The following is a 17094-nucleotide window of genomic DNA, read 5'->3' on the forward strand; positions in this document are numbered from 1 at the left end:
GAGGAATTTAAATGATGAATTTCGAATTAACAGAAGAGCAGCAAAGTGTGAAGAAAGTGGTAAGGAAATTTGTGGATAAGGAAATTATCCCATACATTCAAGAGTGGGATAGGCAAGGTCAATTCCAGCCGCATATTTTAAAAAGGTTAGCGGAATTGCAATTGATGGGCGTTTGTATACCCGAAGAGTATGGTGGAGTCGGAATGGATTACAATACCCTTGCCATCGTTTGTGAAGAGCTGGAGCGAGGCGATACGGCTTACCGAACTGCAGTTTCTGTACATACTGGGTTAAATAGCATGACCTTGCTGCAATGGGGGACGGAAGAACAAAAACAGAAATATTTAGTACCGCAGGCAAAAGGGATCAAGATTGGCGCTTTTGGGCTGACTGAACCGAATGCAGGGTCTGATGTTGCGGCAATGAAATCAACGGCAAAACGTGTTGGGGACCATTATATCTTGAACGGGTCAAAAACATGGATTTCGCTCTGTGATTATGCAGATCATTTCCTCATTTTCGCCAAGACGGATCATGATGCCGGTTCAAGGGGAATCACTGCTTTTATTGTGGAACGAACTTTCGAGGGAGTGGAGTCGAAAGCCATTAAAGGGAAATTAGGAATTCGTGCCGGGAATACAGGCGAAATCTTTTTAACGGATGTAAAAGTTCCGGTGGAGAATAGGCTTGGTGAAGAAGGTGAGGGCTTTAAAATTTCCATGTCGGCATTGGATAGCGGCCGGTTTACAGTGGCCGCCGGTGCTGTAGGGTTAATAGAAGCAAGCCTGGAAGCAAGCTTGAAGTATTGCCATGAACGAAGTACATTCGGAAAAGAGATTGGCAGGCATCAGCTCGTTCAACAGATGATTGCCAAGATGACCGCAAATTTAGAGATTTCCAGATTGCTGGTCTTTAAAGCGGGTACCTTAAAAAATCAAGGTAAAAGGAATACGAAGGAAACATCACTTGCAAAGTGGATATCATGCAATGCTGCTAACGAAGCGGCCAATGATGCGGTTCAAATTCATGGTGCCTACGGCTACTCGGATGAATATCCAGTGGAACGCTTTCTGCGGAATTCAAAAGCCCCGGTCATTTACGAAGGAACCCGTGAGATTCATACTGTAATGCAGGGCGAATACGCACTTGGCTACAGACAAGATAAAGAGCTTCGTAAGCAATTGCCTGCATGGCCCTTCGAGCAAGTTTCCGTCCATTAACTATAGATAGAGGAGATCAGATGATGAACACATACTTTATTGCAGGGCATGCAAAACTTCCACAAGGGATGGCAGCGAGAAATATATATGATTCCATCACGATCACGGTAGAGCTTGACTTTAAATATGGTGTAATAGTCGAGGCTTCCTGTACACTTGCTACAGAACATGGCAGGGAATTCATTCGTCAACTGCTGCGCGGTTATTGTCTGAAAGATGGTATCGAAGAATTGATTGATCGTGTGCAGATGCATTATCGTGGGAAGGCTGGTCAAGCCATTCAAGCAGGGCTGAAGGATGTGTATGCACAGTTCGAATTGGTCTCCGTTAAATAAGAGAAACTGGAAGGATCCTACCGTATGTAAAAAGGGTAGGATCCTTTTTTTATAGGTTCAGGTACATGGCAAATAAGTCCACTATCAGTATAAATGGCAGTGTTTTTTATTGTTTAAGGAACTGGACATTTGAATGGATATATCGATCGTTGTTTTTAAAACGAAACGATTTAAGGTTGATTGGAGCGGAAGTGCGAGACTCCTGCGGGAGCAGCGGGACAGGTGAGACCCCACAGGCGTTTACGCCGAGGAGGCTCACCGCCCGCCCCGCGGAAAGCGAGCATCTGGAGGGGAAATCAACCACACCGCTTTACTTGGTAAATAGCAACAAAGTATGCGAAAACAGCCTTTTAAAAACACAAAACTCGCCCAATTTACGACGAGTTTGTGTTTTTTTATAGAAATTGGACTTTAAAGTGAAGCTTACTATCCAGTAAAAAAATATTAGTTGTACATTAAAACGGAACCATGAAACTAGAAGCACCGTCTCCGTCTATTGCGAAAGTTATTGCCGCAAAGCCAACTGCAGTGGTTTCTGTTGGAGCGCCTTCGTCTGCTGCAAGTGGACCTCCTCCTGCTGGTGCGCCTTTGTCTGCTGCAAGTGGACCTCCTCCTGCTGGTGCGCCTTTGTCTGCTGCAAGTGGACCTCCTCCTGCTGGTGCGCCTTTGTCTGCTGCAAGTGGACCTCCTCCTGCTGGTACGCCTTTGCGTACGGCAAGTGGACCTCCTCCTGCTAGTGCGTCTATGCGTACAGAAAGTGGACCTCCTCCTGCTAGTGCGTCTTTGCGTGTTGCGAGTGGACCTCCTCCTGCTAGTGCGACGTTTAGTGCTTCTGCGGCGGGAAGTTCGCCTATTATTGTTGTTTTTACGTGAAGAACGGCCTTTTGAACATGGGTCATTATGCATGAAATCGCCTAACCCGAAGGAATTGGCTCTATCCACCGCAACTTGTATATTTCGAATGATGTCAGACATATTTATTTATCCCCCTTTCTATACGTTAAACTATGCGCTTGTACGTAATATGCCAGAGATAATAGCACAATTTTTAATAAAAAATTTTTTTGGTGACACTCCTCGCTTCTTTACATAATTTAATATGAAAGTGAACGTGAAAGGGAAGGGTTATATGAATTCTGACAAGAAGCTGCCTGTGTACCAGCTTTTTATTCCACCAGTTAATTTAATGGAACTTCGCAGAGATATATGGTGCAATGATCCTTTACCGGCAAAGTTAACACTTAACAGAAAAAAACTTGATATTGATATTGTTTACCGTGGCTCACATATCCGCGGTTTTCGCAAAAAATCCTATAATGTAGTCTTTTATAAACCTAATACTTTTAGGAATGCCAAGGAAGTTCATTTAAATGCCGAATATAAAGATAAATCTTTACTAAGAAATAAATTATCTTTAGACTTTTTTGCGGATATAGGCACCTTATCACCGAACTCCCAGTTCGTTTTCCTGAATCTGAACGGAAAGGACGAAGGGATCTACCTAGAATTGGAATCGGTGGATGAATATTATTTGAAGACAAGGGGGCTGCCCAAGGGTGCCATTTTCTATGCAGTGGATGGTGATGCCAATTTCTCATTGATGAGCGATTTGGATAAAGGAATCAAAAAATCATTGGAGATGGGCTATCAAAAAAAATGCGGGACAGAAAAGGATGAATTATATTTACAAGAGTTGATCCTCCAAATCAATACAATTTCAAGAGTGGATTTTGAAAAGGAAATCGTAAAATATGTCGATGTGGAAAAGTACCTGCGCTGGCTGGCCGGTGTCATATTCACGCAAAACTTTGATGGGTTCGTTCATAACTATGCCTTGTATCGAAATGGAGATACTGGACTCTTTGAAATGATTCCATGGGATTATGATGCGACATGGGGCAGGGATGTTAACGGGAAAGTGATGGAAGAGGATTATGTGGGAATCGAGGGATTCAATACATTGACTGCTAGAATCCTTGATGTAAGGGGATTTCGTGTCCGGTACCAAGAACTTCTAAAGGAGATTTTGATCAATCATTTTACCGTGGGCTATATGGAACCTATCATTCACGAAATGCATGATCAAATAAGACCTTATGTTTCAAAAGATCCATATATCAAGGATAATATTGTGGAATTTGATAATGAGCCCGCATTCATCCTGAAATTCATTGAGGCCCGTGCAAAGTATATAAATAGCCGTCTGCATAAATTGGATTGATAATTCCTTTCCTTTAGTGATGGAACAATGAAAAATATGACAGCAGGAGTGTTGAAAGAAAAGCATTCCTGCTTTTTTCTATCCGATTCCATTTGCTTTTCTATACTATTACAGCTATGTTTGATAGAAAGATATAATCTAAAGTAATGAAGGATGGGAATGGATTGACTAATCATAGCCGCAAACCGGCATATATATATACGTTTACATGCAGCCCTGACGAACGCTCATTATCTAAAATGGAGATGCGCTCGTTCTTTGGCTTTGAGACTTCGGGAAATATTTTGAAAAGTGATATAGCAATTGAACCGAGCAGAAGCCCTTTTATAAAAGGGAGGGTCGACGTCATGTTTGAAGGGGAAAGCATATCCGAAATCGTTGAGCAAGTGAAAGGTATTCATTTGCCTGATTCGACGTTCAAAGTATTATTCGTAAAAATTAATGATTTGAATAAAGAAGCAAAAATAGATTATGATGGACAGCGAGAAATTGAACGGGAGATTGGCTGGCATATTCAGGGGGATGCAGATGTGCGTAATCCTGATCAGGTCTTTGGAATCGTGACCCTTGGCGGACGTTGGTATTTTGGGGAATATGTCAAACCTGAAGCGGTTTGGTTAAAACATATGAAGAAGCCCCGTGAATATTCAACAGCGCTTAGCACAAGAGTGGCGAGGGCCATTGCCAACATAGCCGTTCCGCATCCGGATGGAGTGAAGGCAATTGATCCATGCTGCGGAATTGGAACGGTATTGGTAGAAGCCCTGTCGATGGGGATCAATATTGATGGCCGGGATATAAACCCGCTTGTTACCGACGGTTCCAGGGAGAACATTGCCTATTTCGGACTAGAAGGTGATGTAACTACAGGTCCGATTTCGGAGGTCACCAGTAAATATGATGTAGCGATTATCGATATGCCGTACAATTTATATACACATGCGACGCCGGAAGATCAGCTAGCTATCCTTAAACATGCCAGAGGCTTTGCTGACAAGGTCGTCGTCGTAACGATCGACACGATGGATCATATGATTGAAGAAGCAGGATTTGAAATTGCCGATCGCTGTGTAGCGAGGAAAGGCATTTTTTCCAGAGAGGTTGTAGTGTGCGTCTAGACTCCGTCTACAAGAAAGGCTGAAATCTTTAATGATTTCAGCCTTTTTTGATGTCATTTAGCTTGATAATGTACTACATTTTCAACGAGTTGTTTCGTGACCTTCCCCTGATATTCTAAATAATCCAAATGGCCAATGATTTCTGACATGACGAGCGGGAATTCCACTATATACTTTTGTTTGTAAAACTCCTTTGCCAGTTCATTGCCGGTAGAAATTCCGGATTCTATCAAGTTCAGGATTTTTTGTGATTTTCTCTCTATGCTGTTGAGTCTTTTTTCAATCAGATGACCAGGTTGTTCAATGATGTTACCATGACCAGGAAAGAGGAGATTCACCTGTAATGCTAAACATCGTTTTAATGAATCGATATGATCTACAAGAGTCAGCATTCTATTACCGTTTTCATCAGGTTCGATCAAGGCATTGCTTGATATATGTTCTATCAATAAATCACCGGCAAGAAGCCGTTTCCCTTCCTGGTCAAGGAAAGCAATTTGATCCGGGGCATGCCCGGGAAATTCGATCACTTCAAAATTCATCCATTGTTTTTCCGTGATTGCGATGATGTCACCATTCAATTTTTGATCTTTATTATTATCGACCGCGTTGAATAGGTAAGCCACTTGTTTATCTCCCAGTTCACCACAGCCCATCTCAATGTAAAGCTGCTTATAGAATTCAATTCTCATACTTAAGAAGTAAGGGTCCCTTTTTAAACGGGGAATGGATTTAGAATGGGCATAAACGGGAATCGGATGGAGTTCGGTAATCCGGTTGACCAAACCAACATGGTCTCCATGGTGATGGGTTAATAAAATTTCCGTGATATCTCCAACGGTAAATCCATTTTCGTGTAATGTTTGCTGAAGGGCATTCCAGCAGACGTCATCATTCATGCCTGCATCGACTAATGTTAAAGATTCATCCTGTTTAACTAAATAAAAGTTTATACTTTTTAAAGATAAAGCGCTTGGAGCTATGATTGGATAAATATTAAATGTTGTATTCGTTTTCATGAACGTCCCATATCCTCCTAAATCGAGATAAACTTCATCTGGAAAATTGTTGCATTACTAATGACCGAATAGATTTAAAGGGTAATTATTCTATGATTAGTTGAATGAATTGAAACTGTCAAGCTGAAGCCTCCTTATAATAGAGAAAATTAATAGTAGAATGATTGGAAATGGATGGTCTATTTATCTAGTTTATTTTAAAATTGAATAAACAAGCTAGTAATTTAGCCAATATTCTTATAATTAATTGTTGGGTAATGAAAACTGAAGGTGAAAAATGGTGCAAGAATGCGTTACATGGAATGAAATGTTATAGGAGGGTTATAGTTTGAAGCCAAAAATTTATATTACAAGGAAATTACCGGAACAAATCATCGAAGGTCTTAGTCGGAATTATGATGTCAGGATGTGGGATCAAGAGGATATACCGGTCCCTAGAGAAGTCCTTGAAAAAGAAATAAAAGAAGTCGAGGGGCTGCTTTGCTTATTGACGGAACAAATCGATGAGTCACTGATTGAACGGGCGCCTAACCTGAAAATCATCGCGAATATGGCAGTGGGCCATAATAATATTGATCTTCAAAGTGCAACAAAACGGGGCATCATGGTCACGAACACACCGGGGGTTTTAACGGAAACGACAGCTGATTTAACCTTTGGCTTACTGCTTGCAACGGCAAGAAGGATGATGGAGGCAGAAGATTATTTAAGGAGCGGAAGGTGGGAAACATGGTCGCCGATGCAGCTGACCGGACAAGATGTACACGGCGCAACGCTTGGTATAATCGGATTAGGCAGGATTGGGGAAGCCCTTGCAAAAAGAGCTAAGGGATTTGATATGAACTTGGTTTATTTTAATCGAAGCCGTAAATATGAACAGGAAAAAGAATTAGGAATTGAATATCAGCCCCTTGAAAAATTGCTCCAAATATCCGATTTCGTTTGTGTCATGCTGCCGCTCACACCGGAAACCACTTATATGATTGGCAAGGAGCAACTGGAATCAATGAAAGGGACGGCTGTGCTCATAAATACCGCAAGAGGCGGGATTATCGATGAAAAGGCGTTGTACCAGGCGCTGGAAAACGGAGAGATTTGGGCGGCTGGATTGGATGTATTCGAAGAAGAGCCCGTCCCTGTGGATCACCCGCTGCTAACATTGCCCAATGTCGTTACGCTGCCGCATATCGGGAGTGCCAGCATTGCCACAAGATTGAAGATGGCAGCTCTTGCGGTACAAAACTTGATGGATGGATTATCTGGTGATACTCCGCGTAATTTAGTTTTGTTGAATAAAACAAAATGACCCTGAAATGGGGTTCGGAATGTCCTCATCCCGAATCCCTTACACGATTTTAAAACAGGACTGCCTTACTAAATTGTAGAAATTTACGACACTCCTGCCAAATAACTGGCTAGCCGATACCCCCCAGGCGCTTGCTTTGATGAGGCTTGGCAAACGGTCGGCGGAAAGGGAGCGGATTTCTGAAAACAACTGGCACATTTTTTAAAGAAAAAAACTGTAGGTAAACGGGCTTTTCTTCTAGTTTGTCTACAGTCTGAAATGACTCCAAAATGGGGTCATTTTTTATGGGGAATTGTTTGGAACTTTTATAGCCTTACTTTGGTTCGCAGTATCCTCAAATATATTTCCTGATATATGATTTGTCCTTTTAAGAAGGATTCAGGGTTTTGATGCATGTGCTTAATTGAGTGCTGGAGGGAAGAATCCAATTCAAGGGAAGCAAACTTATCGTAAATTGTCCGGATCTTTTGTAAAATAAAGAGAATCGAGTTTTATTCAGGAAAAACAAATAGTTGAAAGGGATAGGGTTTACAATGTTTGAAGTGAAGGAAACGATATCATCAGGCAACGAAATGACTAAATCCAAAAGGCTGTTGATGGCTCTTATGCTGGGGTCTTTTGCAGCAATTGGACCACTGTCACTTGATATGTATTTACCGGGTCTCCCTACACTGGCGGAGGATCTGGAAAGCAGTACGTCTTTAGCGCAGCTGAGTTTGACGGCCTGCTTGTTAGGGTTGGCGTTAGGGCAAATTTATTTAGGGCCGCTAAGTGATGCAAAAGGAAGGCGGACACCGTTAATCATATCTTTATCCATTTATTGCATTTCCTCTCTGTTATGCGCTTTTGCTCCCACCATTGAATTGCTTTTATTATTACGTTTTATCCAAGGTATTGCGGGAGCGGGAGGCATTGTCATTTCAAGGGCCATAGTTCGTGACCTTTTTTCAGGATCGGATTTGACCAAGTTCTTCTCCATGTTAATGCTGGTGAATGGGGCGGCGCCGATATTGGCTCCGGTTTTTGGCGGTCAACTTTTGCAGTTCACGTCTTGGCGGGGAGTCTTCGTTGTCATTTCAGTATTAAGTATCATTATGGTTGCGGCCGCATTTTTTGGGATAAAGGAAACTTTAACGTCTAATCTCAGAAGTGCAGGTGGGGTAAATGATACTATCAGGACATTTGGGAACTTATTGAGAGATCGTGTTTTTATGGGCTATGCTTTTTCACAAGGATTCATAAGTGCCGCTATGTTCGCTTATATTTCCGGATCGCCTTTTGTTCTCCAGAACATTTATGGGGTTTCCCCACAGATCTTCAGCCTGATTTTTGCAATAAACGGAATTGGGATCATCATCGCTTCACAAGTTGCCGGAAAGCTGGCAGGGAAGGTTAAAGAAGAAAAACTGCTACAAATGGGATTATGTCTAGCTTTGTTTGGGGGAATATTGCTTCTTGCCTCAGTCCTTCTCGAAATTGGGTTGGCAGGAATCCTGGTCGCATTATTCCTCTCCGTCTCCAGCGTCGGTATTGTCGGTACAACGAGTTTTTCTTTAGCGATGCAAAATCAGAAAAAAACAGCAGGCAGTGCTTCGGCTTTAATTGGCCTGCTTCCCTTCATATTAGGATCACTAATGGCTCCCTTGGTGGGACTAGGTTCAGGTGAGTCACCCTTGCCGATGGGAATTGTGATGGTAAGTTGTCATGTCATCGCCATGTGCGCTTATTTACTCCTTGCCCGCCGCGGGTTAAGGCGAGTTGCTTAAAAAGGAAAAGCTGAGATCCTGATGTGGATTTCAGCTTTTCCTTTTTGAATCATAATAGTGATTCTGCTCCATCGATATAAACTTCCGTGCCCGTAATATGGGAAGACATGTCTGATGCTAGAAACAATACGAGATCACCAGCTTGTTCGGTAGTCCCCGCTTTCCTCGCCAGGGGCTGAGAGCCTTCCGGATATTCAATGGGAATCGTGATTTTTTTTAAGTTTTCATCTTCCGGGAATGTATTATCGTGAATATTCGTATCGATGGAGCCGGGACAAATGGTATTTACCCGGATTTTATATCTTGCCAATTCGAGTGCAGCCATTTTACCGAAAGCGACTTGACCGGCTTTGGATGAACTATAAGCGGAAAAACCAAAATTCTTGAAAAATCGGTTTCCATTGATGGAGCTGTTGATTACGATGCTGCCTCCCGTTTCCTTCATGTAGGGAATGGCGTATTTGATGGTGAGAAAGGTGCCTTTGAGGTTTATGGTATGTGTCTGATCCCAATCTTCCGGCTTTATATCTTCTATAGGGGCAATTACTCCGTTAATGCCTGCGTTTGCAAATACAAAATCAATTTTCCCAAAATGTTCATGGGCCGTCTTGTAGGCATGTTCAACTTGCTCAGCCTTGGAAACATCCGTTTTAATGATTAAAGCCTCTCGACCAAGGTTTTCCACTTCTTCCTTCACTTTTTCGGCATTTTCGACTGTACGGTCAAAAAAGATGATGTTCGCGCCGTTTTCAGCTAGTTTCAGTGCGGCACCCCGGCCAATTCCCGATCCTCCACCAGTAATGATGGCAACTTTGTTTTTCATTAATTCTGTCATACACTTCACACGCTCCTTTTAAGTTTGCATTCCCGTTAGGGAGTATGTAGAAACATCATGGCAGTGGTATTATAGAAAAATTATAAACGAACATTGCCTAAAAAATCCAATTTAAACAGTTGGAGTGTTCATTATACTTTGTTTTTCAGTGAAATGTCTGTATATTGAGGACATGATTAGGTTAGTTTGAAAGGGGATAGAATGTTGATAAGATTAGGGATAATAGGTACAAATTGGATCACGGAACGATTTTTGGAGGCTGCAAAGCATGTAGAGGATTTATCGTTAACTGCCGTGTACTCACGTACAGAAGAGAAAGCCAAGGAATTTGCCAATAAATACGAAGTACATACGACTTTTACGAATTTAGAAGCCATGGCCGCTAGTGATGAAATCGACGCAGTATACATAGCAAGCCCTAATTCTCATCATTGCAGGCAAGCCGTGTTGTTTTTACAAAATAAAAAACATGTATTATGTGAAAAACCAATGGCTTCAAATGCGGAAGAAGTAAGGGAAATGATTGAGGTTGCAAAACAAAACGATGTTCTATTGATGGAAGCGATGAAATCGACCATCATGCCGAATTTCGAAAGTATAAAGGGAAATCTGGATAAAATCGGGAAGGTAAGGCGTTTCTCGGGAAGCTTTTGTCAATATTCATCTCGATATGATTCGTATAAACAAGGCACTGTGCTGAATGCATTCAATCCTGAATTCTCCAGTGGCTCTTTAATGGATCTTGGTATTTACGTACTTTATCCGCTTGTTGTTCTGTTCGGTAAACCAAATAAGGTACAGGCATCAGGAACGATGCTTGAATCAGGAGTCGATGGGCAGGGTACGATTCTGCTTTCCTATGATGAAATGGAGGCAGTCGTCATGTTCTCCAAGATTACTGAATCCAATCTGCCTTCGGAAATTCAAGGTGAACATGGAAGCATCATCATTCAGAAAATTTCAGGACCGCAAGCGGTTGATATTCAGTATCGGGATGGAACCACTGAAAATATTTCGGTTAAACAGGATATGCCTACCATGTATTATGAAGCGAAAGAGTTTGTTGAATTGATACAGCAGGGGAAAACGGAGTCCGATATAAATTCATATTCGAATTCACTATTAACTATGGAAATCATGGATGAAGCAAGAAAGCAAATCGGCATCGTCTTTCCTTCAGACCGCTTATAAGCATTTGAGTGGACATGGCCAATAAGGAAGGGTAAAAATGGATGTTACTGATAACCCGTAATTGGGTAGAATTCAGTACAGGGATAATTTTATTGTTGGAGGAATGGACATGAAATGCAAAATTAATCGTAATGCAGCAAAGGTCTTACAAAAAATGCTGAGCACTGAAGAAGCTGAAGGGAAAATGATTCGTGTATATATCACCCATATGCATGGCGATCATGCCCATTATGACATGAAACTAGATACACCGGCAGAACATGATGAAATCGTCAAAACAGATAAAGATATCGATATTTTACTTGATTCACGTGAAGAATTTCTGGATGGTGTCTGGATTAAATATTTTTATGTACCTGAAGAAGGCTTTGAAATCACGAACCCTTCTAAAGAACCGCACGGACATCATCACCACTAAGAGTAAAGGGGGAGGATTGGCATGAATCAAAAATACGAAAAGATCTTTCAACCATATAAATTTCCATCTGGGGTAGAAGTGAAAAATCGTATCATGATGGCTCCTATGACCACTTATTCTTCGGATGATCAAGGCGTTGTAACCGATGATGAACTGGCCTATTACGCTGAGCGCTCGGCTGGTGTAGGTGCGGTGGTCACGGCATGTGCCTATGTATCTGCTGGAGGGAAGGGATTCCCGGGCCAGCTTAGTGCAGATGACGATTCCTTTATCCCATCCTTGAGAAAACTAGCCGAAACGATCCAATCCAATGGGTCCAAAGCGATTCTGCAAATATATCATGGAGGCCGTCAAAGTCCGCCGGAATTATTGCCTGATAACCAACCTGTTTCTGCAAGTGCCATTGCATCCAACGAGGAAGCACCTGTACCGCGGGAAATGAGTGAAGACGAGATACAATACGTCATTAAGGCATTTGGCGAAGCAACAAGAAGGGCCATCGAAGCAGGATTTGATGGTGTGGAAATCCATGGTGCCAATACGTACTTGCTTCAACAATTCTTCTCGCCACACTCGAACCGTCGTACGGATAACTGGGGTGGAACACTGGGACAACGATTGATTTTCCCGCTTACCATTGTGAATGAAGTCGAGAAAACGGTTGCCGAGCATGCGAAAAAGCCGTTTATCATCGGCTACCGCCTTTCTCCTGAAGAAGGCAGCAATCCTGGAATCACTTTAGATGATACAATCCAATTCGTTGACAGACTAGCTAATCAAAACCTGGATTATCTACATATATCTGTAGGTCACTTCTGGAATGGCTCATTCCGTGAGAGTAATAGGACAAAGTCGCGCATCGTTAAAATTTACGATAAAGTAGGTAATCGTATCCCTGTGGTCGGTGTAGGGTCACTGCATACACCTGATGAAGTTGCAGAGGCAATGGAAACGGGTGTCCCTTTTATCGCCCTTGGCCGTGAGCTTCTTATGGAACCGCATTGGATTGAAAAAATCAGGTCTGGAAAAGAAGCGGAAATACGGACTACCCTCTCAAAAAAAGATCAGGATGAACTGGTCATTCCAGATCCGCTTTGGGAAAAGTTGATCGGGATAAAAGGTTGGCTCCCGGTTGTGAGTGATTGTTAATGTCTTTAATAATATGTTACCCGTCCTCCAAAGGAGGACGGGTTTTGTATGTGTTCATATGAAACTAACAACTGGATGTAAGCCATTCATCTTTTGCTAAAAAAGTGAGATTGGTTCTGCAGAATCGATTTCATTTATTTTCGTATGTTATTGATTCTGGATTTATTCATTCTTCATAGTAAATACTATCTTTAATGCAAAGTTAATGTAGTCAAATATGAATGAAAGTAATATAATCATATTATTATTTGTACCAATGAATAAAATATATTATTATCAATTCTATAAGTAGGCATGAAAATGGAGGGTTTGCAATGAAATTTCCACACGATTTTTTATTCGGAGCAGCTTCTGCTTCTTTTCAAATAGAAGGAGCATGGGATGAAGATGGAAAAGGTATAACGAATTGGGATGTCTTTTCAAAGATTCCAGGGAAAACATATGAAGGTACAAACGGAGATGTAGCGATAGACCATTATCATCGTTACAAAGAAGATATAAAATTAATGGCGGAGATGGGACTTGAATCGTACCGGTTTTCCATTTCATGGGCACGCATTTTGCCGACAGGTGACGGGGAAGTAAACGAAAAAGGCGTGGAATTTTATAATAATGTTATTGATGAATGCTTAAAATATGGGATTGTTCCATTTGTTACGCTGTATCATTGGGATTTGCCTTTGACGCTTGAACAAGATGGGGGATGGATGAATAAGCGAACAGCTGAAGCATTCGTCAAGTATGCGGAAATTTGCTTTCGCGCATTCGGAGACCGCATCAAACATTGGATCACGTTTAATGAAACGGTTATGTTTTGCGGTCTGGGCTATTTAAAAGGAGCGCACCCGCCTGGAATCCAAAACGATGAAAATAAATACTTTCAAGCGACACATTATGTTTTTTATGCACATGCAAAAGCGGTAGAGGTATACAAGTCATTGAAGCATTACGGTGAAATTGGGATTACCCATGTTTTCCTGCCTGCTTACAGTATAAATGACAAACATGAGAATGTATTGGCTGCCCGGCATGCCAATGAATATGAAACTTTTTGGTATTATGACCCTATTTTAAAAGGTGAATATCCGGTTTATGTGGTTGAGCAATTAAAGGAAAAAGGCTGGACGCCAAGTTGGACCGAAGAAGAACTGGATACGCTAAAAAGAAATGCGGAGAAAAATGATTTTATTGGACTCAATTATTACCAGCCCATTCGCGTGGAAAAAAATCGGGAAGCCGTTTCAAACATGGAGCATTCAAGAGAAACATCTACTCTAGCTCCAGGGAACCCGTCTTTTGATGGCTTTTATCGGACCGTAAAAATGGATGATAAAACATATACAAAATGGGGCTGGGAAATTTCACCTCAAGGATTTTTAGATGGGCTGCATATGTTAAAAGAACGTTATGGTGATATTAAAATGTATGTTACAGAGAACGGACTTGGTGATGAGGATCCGATTATCGATGGTGAAATAGTCGATGTTCCCCGTATTAAATATATTGAGGAACACTTAAAAGTGATTAAACGTGCAATTAATGAAGGCATCCATTTAAAAGGATATTACGCATGGTCTGTCATTGATCTATTAAGTTGGTTAAACGGGTATAAGAAGCAATACGGATTTATTTACGTCGATCATCATGATCAGTTAAACCGGAAAAAGAAGCTGTCGTTTCATTGGTATAAGCATATTATCGAGACGAGAGGAGAAGAGCTGTAAACTAAAAAGAAAACCTCTTGATTTTAATCAAGAGGTTTTTGTGTATATGTAGAGCCTGAGCCGAAATACGAAATTAGGTTTATAGAGCATGGTTTGAGAAACCTTTCTCAAACCATGCTTTTTCTATTGTAATCAAGGTTTCCGGTATGGGGAATTAGTCTAAAGTTCAAACCTCCTGATTCGTAGTCTGAATCTCCGGCTTCATATTAACCAGACTGGAAGTATGGTCCCAAATTGTAATGTGAATGTAAAAAAATGCAAAAAGTTGTAAACAAATGTTAACGTTACTAACAATGTACAGTTCTACGTTTTACTGTATAATGTTGAAGCGTGGTCGAGACCATGTCAAATAACTTAACAAAGGAGATTACATATGACGATTAATTCTTACTTTTGAAAAGTCCCCCGCATGGTTTGTCCCGTTGAAAGAACTACAATAATTAGATTAATTTCGATCAAGCAACTCCCTCAAAAATGAAAGAACGTCATTTTTCCTGATGATGGTAGATTCCAATTTTAAAAAACGACTAAGGATGTGAGTTTGAAAAGGATGATAAAAGATTCTAGATTTCAAGGATATAATATGAAGGGTTTTCAAAAGGACGTAACGGCAGGATTGGTTGTAGGTGTTGTAGCCATTCCTTTAGGATTGGCTTTTGCAATTGCTTCAGGCGTCGAACCGATATATGGGTTATATACGACCATCATCGCTGGAATCCTCATATCGATTTTGGGTGGCTCCAAGTATCAAATTGGAGGACCAACCGGGGCGTTTGTTCCTTTATTATTTGGAATCGTTATGCAATACGGGTATGAAAGTCTGCTTATTGCCGGGTTTTTAGCGGGGATGATATTGGTCTTGATGGGTCTTCTTAAGTTGGGCAATTTGATGAAGTTCATTCCCCGTCCAGTCATCATTGGATTTACAACAGGAATTGCGATAATAATCTTTTCAGGGCAAATTGCCAACTTCTTTGGCATGAAAGTGGAAAAAAATGAAGCGTTCATGGATAACATGAAGGAACTGGTGATTAAAGCAGACACGATCAATATATATAGTGTGATTGTTGCAATTATATGTTTTGTCGTCATACTGCTGGCACCTAGACTTCTGCCCCGAGTGCCGGGACCGCTTCTGGGTCTGCTAATATCAACAATGGCAGCCTACTTTTTATTTCCCGATAAGGTGGCTACGATTGGTTCCACGTATGGAGCGATTCCGAAAGGATTTCCGGAATTCCAAGTGCCGGAGCTATCAGTGGAAGTCATTATCACACTCCTTCCCGTTGCATTTACAATTGCCTTGTTAGGCGGTGTCGAGTCATTGTTATCCGCTACCGTGGCCGATAACATGGGGGGAACCAAGCATGATAGCAATAAGGAATTGGTTGGACAAGGAATCGCGAACATCGCAACCCCATTCTTCGGCGGGATACCTGCAACAGGTGCTATTGCCAGGACAGCTACCAATATAAAAAGCGGGGCAGTCTCCCCGATGTCCGGAGTCATTCATGGTATCGTCGTTTTACTAGTGTTGCTGGTGTTTTCTCCATATGCAGCACATATACCTTTGGCTAGCATGGCGCCCATATTGATGTTTGTTGCCTGGAATATGAGTGAAAGAAAGGAATTCGCTCATGTATTGAAAACGAAGACGTCAGATTCTGCGGTTTTGCTGGTCACCTTCCTCGTCACTGTCTTCACTGATTTAATCATGGGAGTAGGAATCGGCTTATTGATTGCATTCATCACCTTCATTGCAAAAATGAGCCACACGTTAAAGGTTAGGGAAAGAAGTAATGAGATTACTGAGATTGTTCCAATTGATAATTCGGATTCAAAGATCAATGTATATAACTTGGAAGGTCCCCTCTTCTTTGGTTCGATAGACGTCCTGGAGTCATCGATATTGGAGAACTTGGATAATAAGACGAAAGTGTTGGTATTAAGCATGCGCCGGGTAACATATATGGACACTTCAGCAGAGGCTGCACTATTGGCGATTGTTAATCGCATCGGTAAATATAAGGGGAAATTAATCATTTCCGGAATCCAGCAGCAACCAAAGGAATTGTTACTCAGCACAGGTTTGTATCATAAGATAGAAAAACAGCACTTTTTTAAATCGAAGGAAGATGCCCTGTATTTTGCCAAGAAGCAGTTGAAGGGCAATTCGGATAAAGTAGTCTAATAGATTCATCCTCGAAGTCACCTTTTAGGCTAGTTATGTTATAGTATCGTTAACAGTAGATTTTAAAAGAAGGTGACTATCTGGGTGAATGTATATCGGATTGGCCAGCTTGCTGAACTTGCGAATGTTTCGCGAAGAACCATTGACTATTACACACAATTAGGAATGCTGAACTATGAACAAACTGGGTCAAGATATCGATATTACACAGAAGATGCTTTAAATCGTCTTCAAATGATTAATCGGTATAAGGAACAGAATATGCCATTGACTGAAATCAAGGAACGGTTACAAGTCTTGTCTGAAACCACAGTTGAGTCCGAGCAAGTACTCTTGATGGTGGACAAGATATCTACAGATCTTAAAGGACTGGAGAATGAATTGCTTGAATTAAAGCCGTTACTGGAACAGCTCGATGAGCAGCAATTAACATATGCTGCACAACAGCTTTCCGTTCGGGGGAGCTCTTTATTGAGCATCATTGCCATGCTCACCTAAGCTAATTGCCGAGTTCAACAAAAAGGACCTGATTGGGTCTTTTTTTGTTGAACTGGTCATTTGAAAATCTATATCCAAACTCATAACCTGAGCTTTATACGAT

Annotated in this window: 15 protein-coding genes; 12 read left to right on the top strand and 3 right to left on the bottom strand. The window is 41.4% G+C overall.

Going from position 1 to position 17094, the window contains the following annotated elements; genetic code table 11:
* Positions 1-14 precede the first annotated feature (14 nt).
* Entirely contained in the window at positions 15-1220 is a 1206-nt protein-coding gene (locus QNH43_RS06495; protein WP_054400504.1) for an acyl-CoA dehydrogenase family protein, read from the top strand.
* A gap of 23 nt (positions 1221-1243) precedes the next feature.
* Positions 1244-1555: a DUF3870 domain-containing protein gene (locus QNH43_RS06500; protein ID WP_048682993.1), complete on the top strand. Its 312-nt coding sequence runs from the start codon at positions 1244-1246 to the stop codon at positions 1553-1555.
* A 455-nt stretch (positions 1556-2010) separates the two neighbouring features.
* Here the strand turns inward: QNH43_RS06500 and QNH43_RS06505 are convergent, their stop codons facing one another.
* Positions 2011-2454 carry a hypothetical protein gene (locus QNH43_RS06505; protein WP_283917217.1) on the bottom strand — a complete coding sequence of 148 codons (444 nt, stop codon included), beginning with the start codon at positions 2452-2454 and terminating at the stop codon, positions 2011-2013.
* A gap of 230 nt (positions 2455-2684) precedes the next feature.
* On the opposite strand from QNH43_RS06505, the gene QNH43_RS06510 reads away from it, so the two are divergent.
* A complete protein-coding gene (locus QNH43_RS06510) occupies positions 2685-3776 on the top strand; it encodes a CotH kinase family protein (RefSeq protein WP_283917218.1) in 1092 nt (363 codons plus the stop codon).
* A 146-nt stretch (positions 3777-3922) separates the two neighbouring features.
* Positions 3923-4894, top strand: a complete 972-nt coding sequence (locus tag QNH43_RS06515; RefSeq protein WP_434060160.1) for a TRM11 family SAM-dependent methyltransferase — start codon at positions 3923-3925, stop codon at positions 4892-4894.
* 53 nt (positions 4895-4947) lie between these two features.
* Here the strand turns inward: QNH43_RS06515 and QNH43_RS06520 are convergent, their stop codons facing one another.
* Positions 4948-5913 carry an MBL fold metallo-hydrolase gene (locus tag QNH43_RS06520; RefSeq protein ID WP_283917220.1) on the bottom strand — a complete coding sequence of 322 codons (966 nt, stop codon included), beginning with the start codon at positions 5911-5913 and terminating at the stop codon, positions 4948-4950.
* A gap of 328 nt (positions 5914-6241) precedes the next feature.
* Between QNH43_RS06520 and QNH43_RS06525 the strand changes: the two genes are divergently transcribed.
* Positions 6242-7219: a 2-hydroxyacid dehydrogenase gene (locus tag QNH43_RS06525; protein WP_283917221.1), complete on the top strand. Its 978-nt coding sequence runs from the start codon at positions 6242-6244 to the stop codon at positions 7217-7219.
* Positions 7220-7752: 533 nt separating this feature from the next.
* Positions 7753-8985, top strand: a complete 1233-nt coding sequence (locus tag QNH43_RS06530; protein ID WP_283917222.1) for a multidrug effflux MFS transporter — start codon at positions 7753-7755, stop codon at positions 8983-8985.
* A 49-nt stretch (positions 8986-9034) separates the two neighbouring features.
* Here the strand turns inward: QNH43_RS06530 and QNH43_RS06535 are convergent, their stop codons facing one another.
* A complete protein-coding gene (locus tag QNH43_RS06535) occupies positions 9035-9820 on the bottom strand; it encodes an SDR family oxidoreductase (RefSeq protein ID WP_283917223.1) in 786 nt (261 codons plus the stop codon).
* A gap of 204 nt (positions 9821-10024) precedes the next feature.
* Between QNH43_RS06535 and QNH43_RS06540 the strand changes: the two genes are divergently transcribed.
* The 6 genes from QNH43_RS06540 to QNH43_RS06565 all read left to right on the top strand — a co-directional run bounded on the left by QNH43_RS06540 (position 10025) and on the right by QNH43_RS06565 (position 16991).
* Positions 10025-11011: a Gfo/Idh/MocA family protein gene (locus QNH43_RS06540; RefSeq protein WP_283918298.1), complete on the top strand. Its 987-nt coding sequence runs from the start codon at positions 10025-10027 to the stop codon at positions 11009-11011.
* 109 nt (positions 11012-11120) lie between these two features.
* Positions 11121-11429 (top strand): iron-sulfur cluster assembly accessory protein, encoded by a 309-nt coding sequence (locus QNH43_RS06545; protein WP_230303648.1) that lies wholly within the window; start codon positions 11121-11123, stop codon positions 11427-11429.
* A gap of 21 nt (positions 11430-11450) precedes the next feature.
* Entirely contained in the window at positions 11451-12578 is a 1128-nt protein-coding gene (locus QNH43_RS06550) for an NADH-dependent flavin oxidoreductase (RefSeq protein WP_283917224.1), read from the top strand.
* Between the two features lie 314 nt (positions 12579-12892).
* Positions 12893-14302: a GH1 family beta-glucosidase gene (locus QNH43_RS06555; RefSeq protein WP_283917225.1), complete on the top strand. Its 1410-nt coding sequence runs from the start codon at positions 12893-12895 to the stop codon at positions 14300-14302.
* A 550-nt stretch (positions 14303-14852) separates the two neighbouring features.
* Positions 14853-16493 (top strand): SulP family inorganic anion transporter, encoded by a 1641-nt coding sequence (locus QNH43_RS06560; RefSeq protein ID WP_283918299.1) that lies wholly within the window; start codon positions 14853-14855, stop codon positions 16491-16493.
* Positions 16494-16577: 84 nt separating this feature from the next.
* A complete protein-coding gene (locus QNH43_RS06565) occupies positions 16578-16991 on the top strand; it encodes a MerR family transcriptional regulator (RefSeq protein WP_283917226.1) in 414 nt (137 codons plus the stop codon).
* Positions 16992-17094: the final 103 nt, after the last annotated feature.

Origin of the sequence: Peribacillus simplex, assembly GCF_030123325.1 — a bacterium.
Lineage (GTDB): Bacteria > Bacillota > Bacilli > Bacillales > DSM-1321 > Peribacillus > Peribacillus simplex_D.

What these genes read in the sequence shown, in the direction of transcription:
- QNH43_RS06495 (WP_054400504.1), top strand. Translation starts at nt 15, where the DNA reads ATGAATTTCGAATTAACAGAAGAGCAGCAAAGTGTGAAGAAAGTGGTA.
- QNH43_RS06500 (WP_048682993.1), top strand. Translation starts at nt 1,244, where the DNA reads ATGAACACATACTTTATTGCAGGGCATGCAAAACTTCCACAAGGGATG.
- QNH43_RS06505 (WP_283917217.1), bottom strand. Translation starts at nt 2,454, where the DNA reads ATGACCCATGTTCAAAAGGCCGTTCTTCACGTAAAAACAACAATAATA.
- QNH43_RS06510 (WP_283917218.1), top strand. Translation starts at nt 2,685, where the DNA reads ATGAATTCTGACAAGAAGCTGCCTGTGTACCAGCTTTTTATTCCACCA.
- QNH43_RS06515 (WP_434060160.1), top strand. Translation starts at nt 3,923, where the DNA reads ATGAAGGATGGGAATGGATTGACTAATCATAGCCGCAAACCGGCATAT.
- QNH43_RS06520 (WP_283917220.1), bottom strand. Translation starts at nt 5,913, where the DNA reads ATGAAAACGAATACAACATTTAATATTTATCCAATCATAGCTCCAAGC.
- QNH43_RS06530 (WP_283917222.1), top strand. Translation starts at nt 7,753, where the DNA reads ATGTTTGAAGTGAAGGAAACGATATCATCAGGCAACGAAATGACTAAA.
- QNH43_RS06535 (WP_283917223.1), bottom strand. Translation starts at nt 9,820, where the DNA reads ATGACAGAATTAATGAAAAACAAAGTTGCCATCATTACTGGTGGAGGA.
- QNH43_RS06545 (WP_230303648.1), top strand. Translation starts at nt 11,121, where the DNA reads ATGAAATGCAAAATTAATCGTAATGCAGCAAAGGTCTTACAAAAAATG.
- QNH43_RS06550 (WP_283917224.1), top strand. Translation starts at nt 11,451, where the DNA reads ATGAATCAAAAATACGAAAAGATCTTTCAACCATATAAATTTCCATCT.
- QNH43_RS06555 (WP_283917225.1), top strand. Translation starts at nt 12,893, where the DNA reads ATGAAATTTCCACACGATTTTTTATTCGGAGCAGCTTCTGCTTCTTTT.
- QNH43_RS06560 (WP_283918299.1), top strand. Translation starts at nt 14,853, where the DNA reads ATGATAAAAGATTCTAGATTTCAAGGATATAATATGAAGGGTTTTCAA.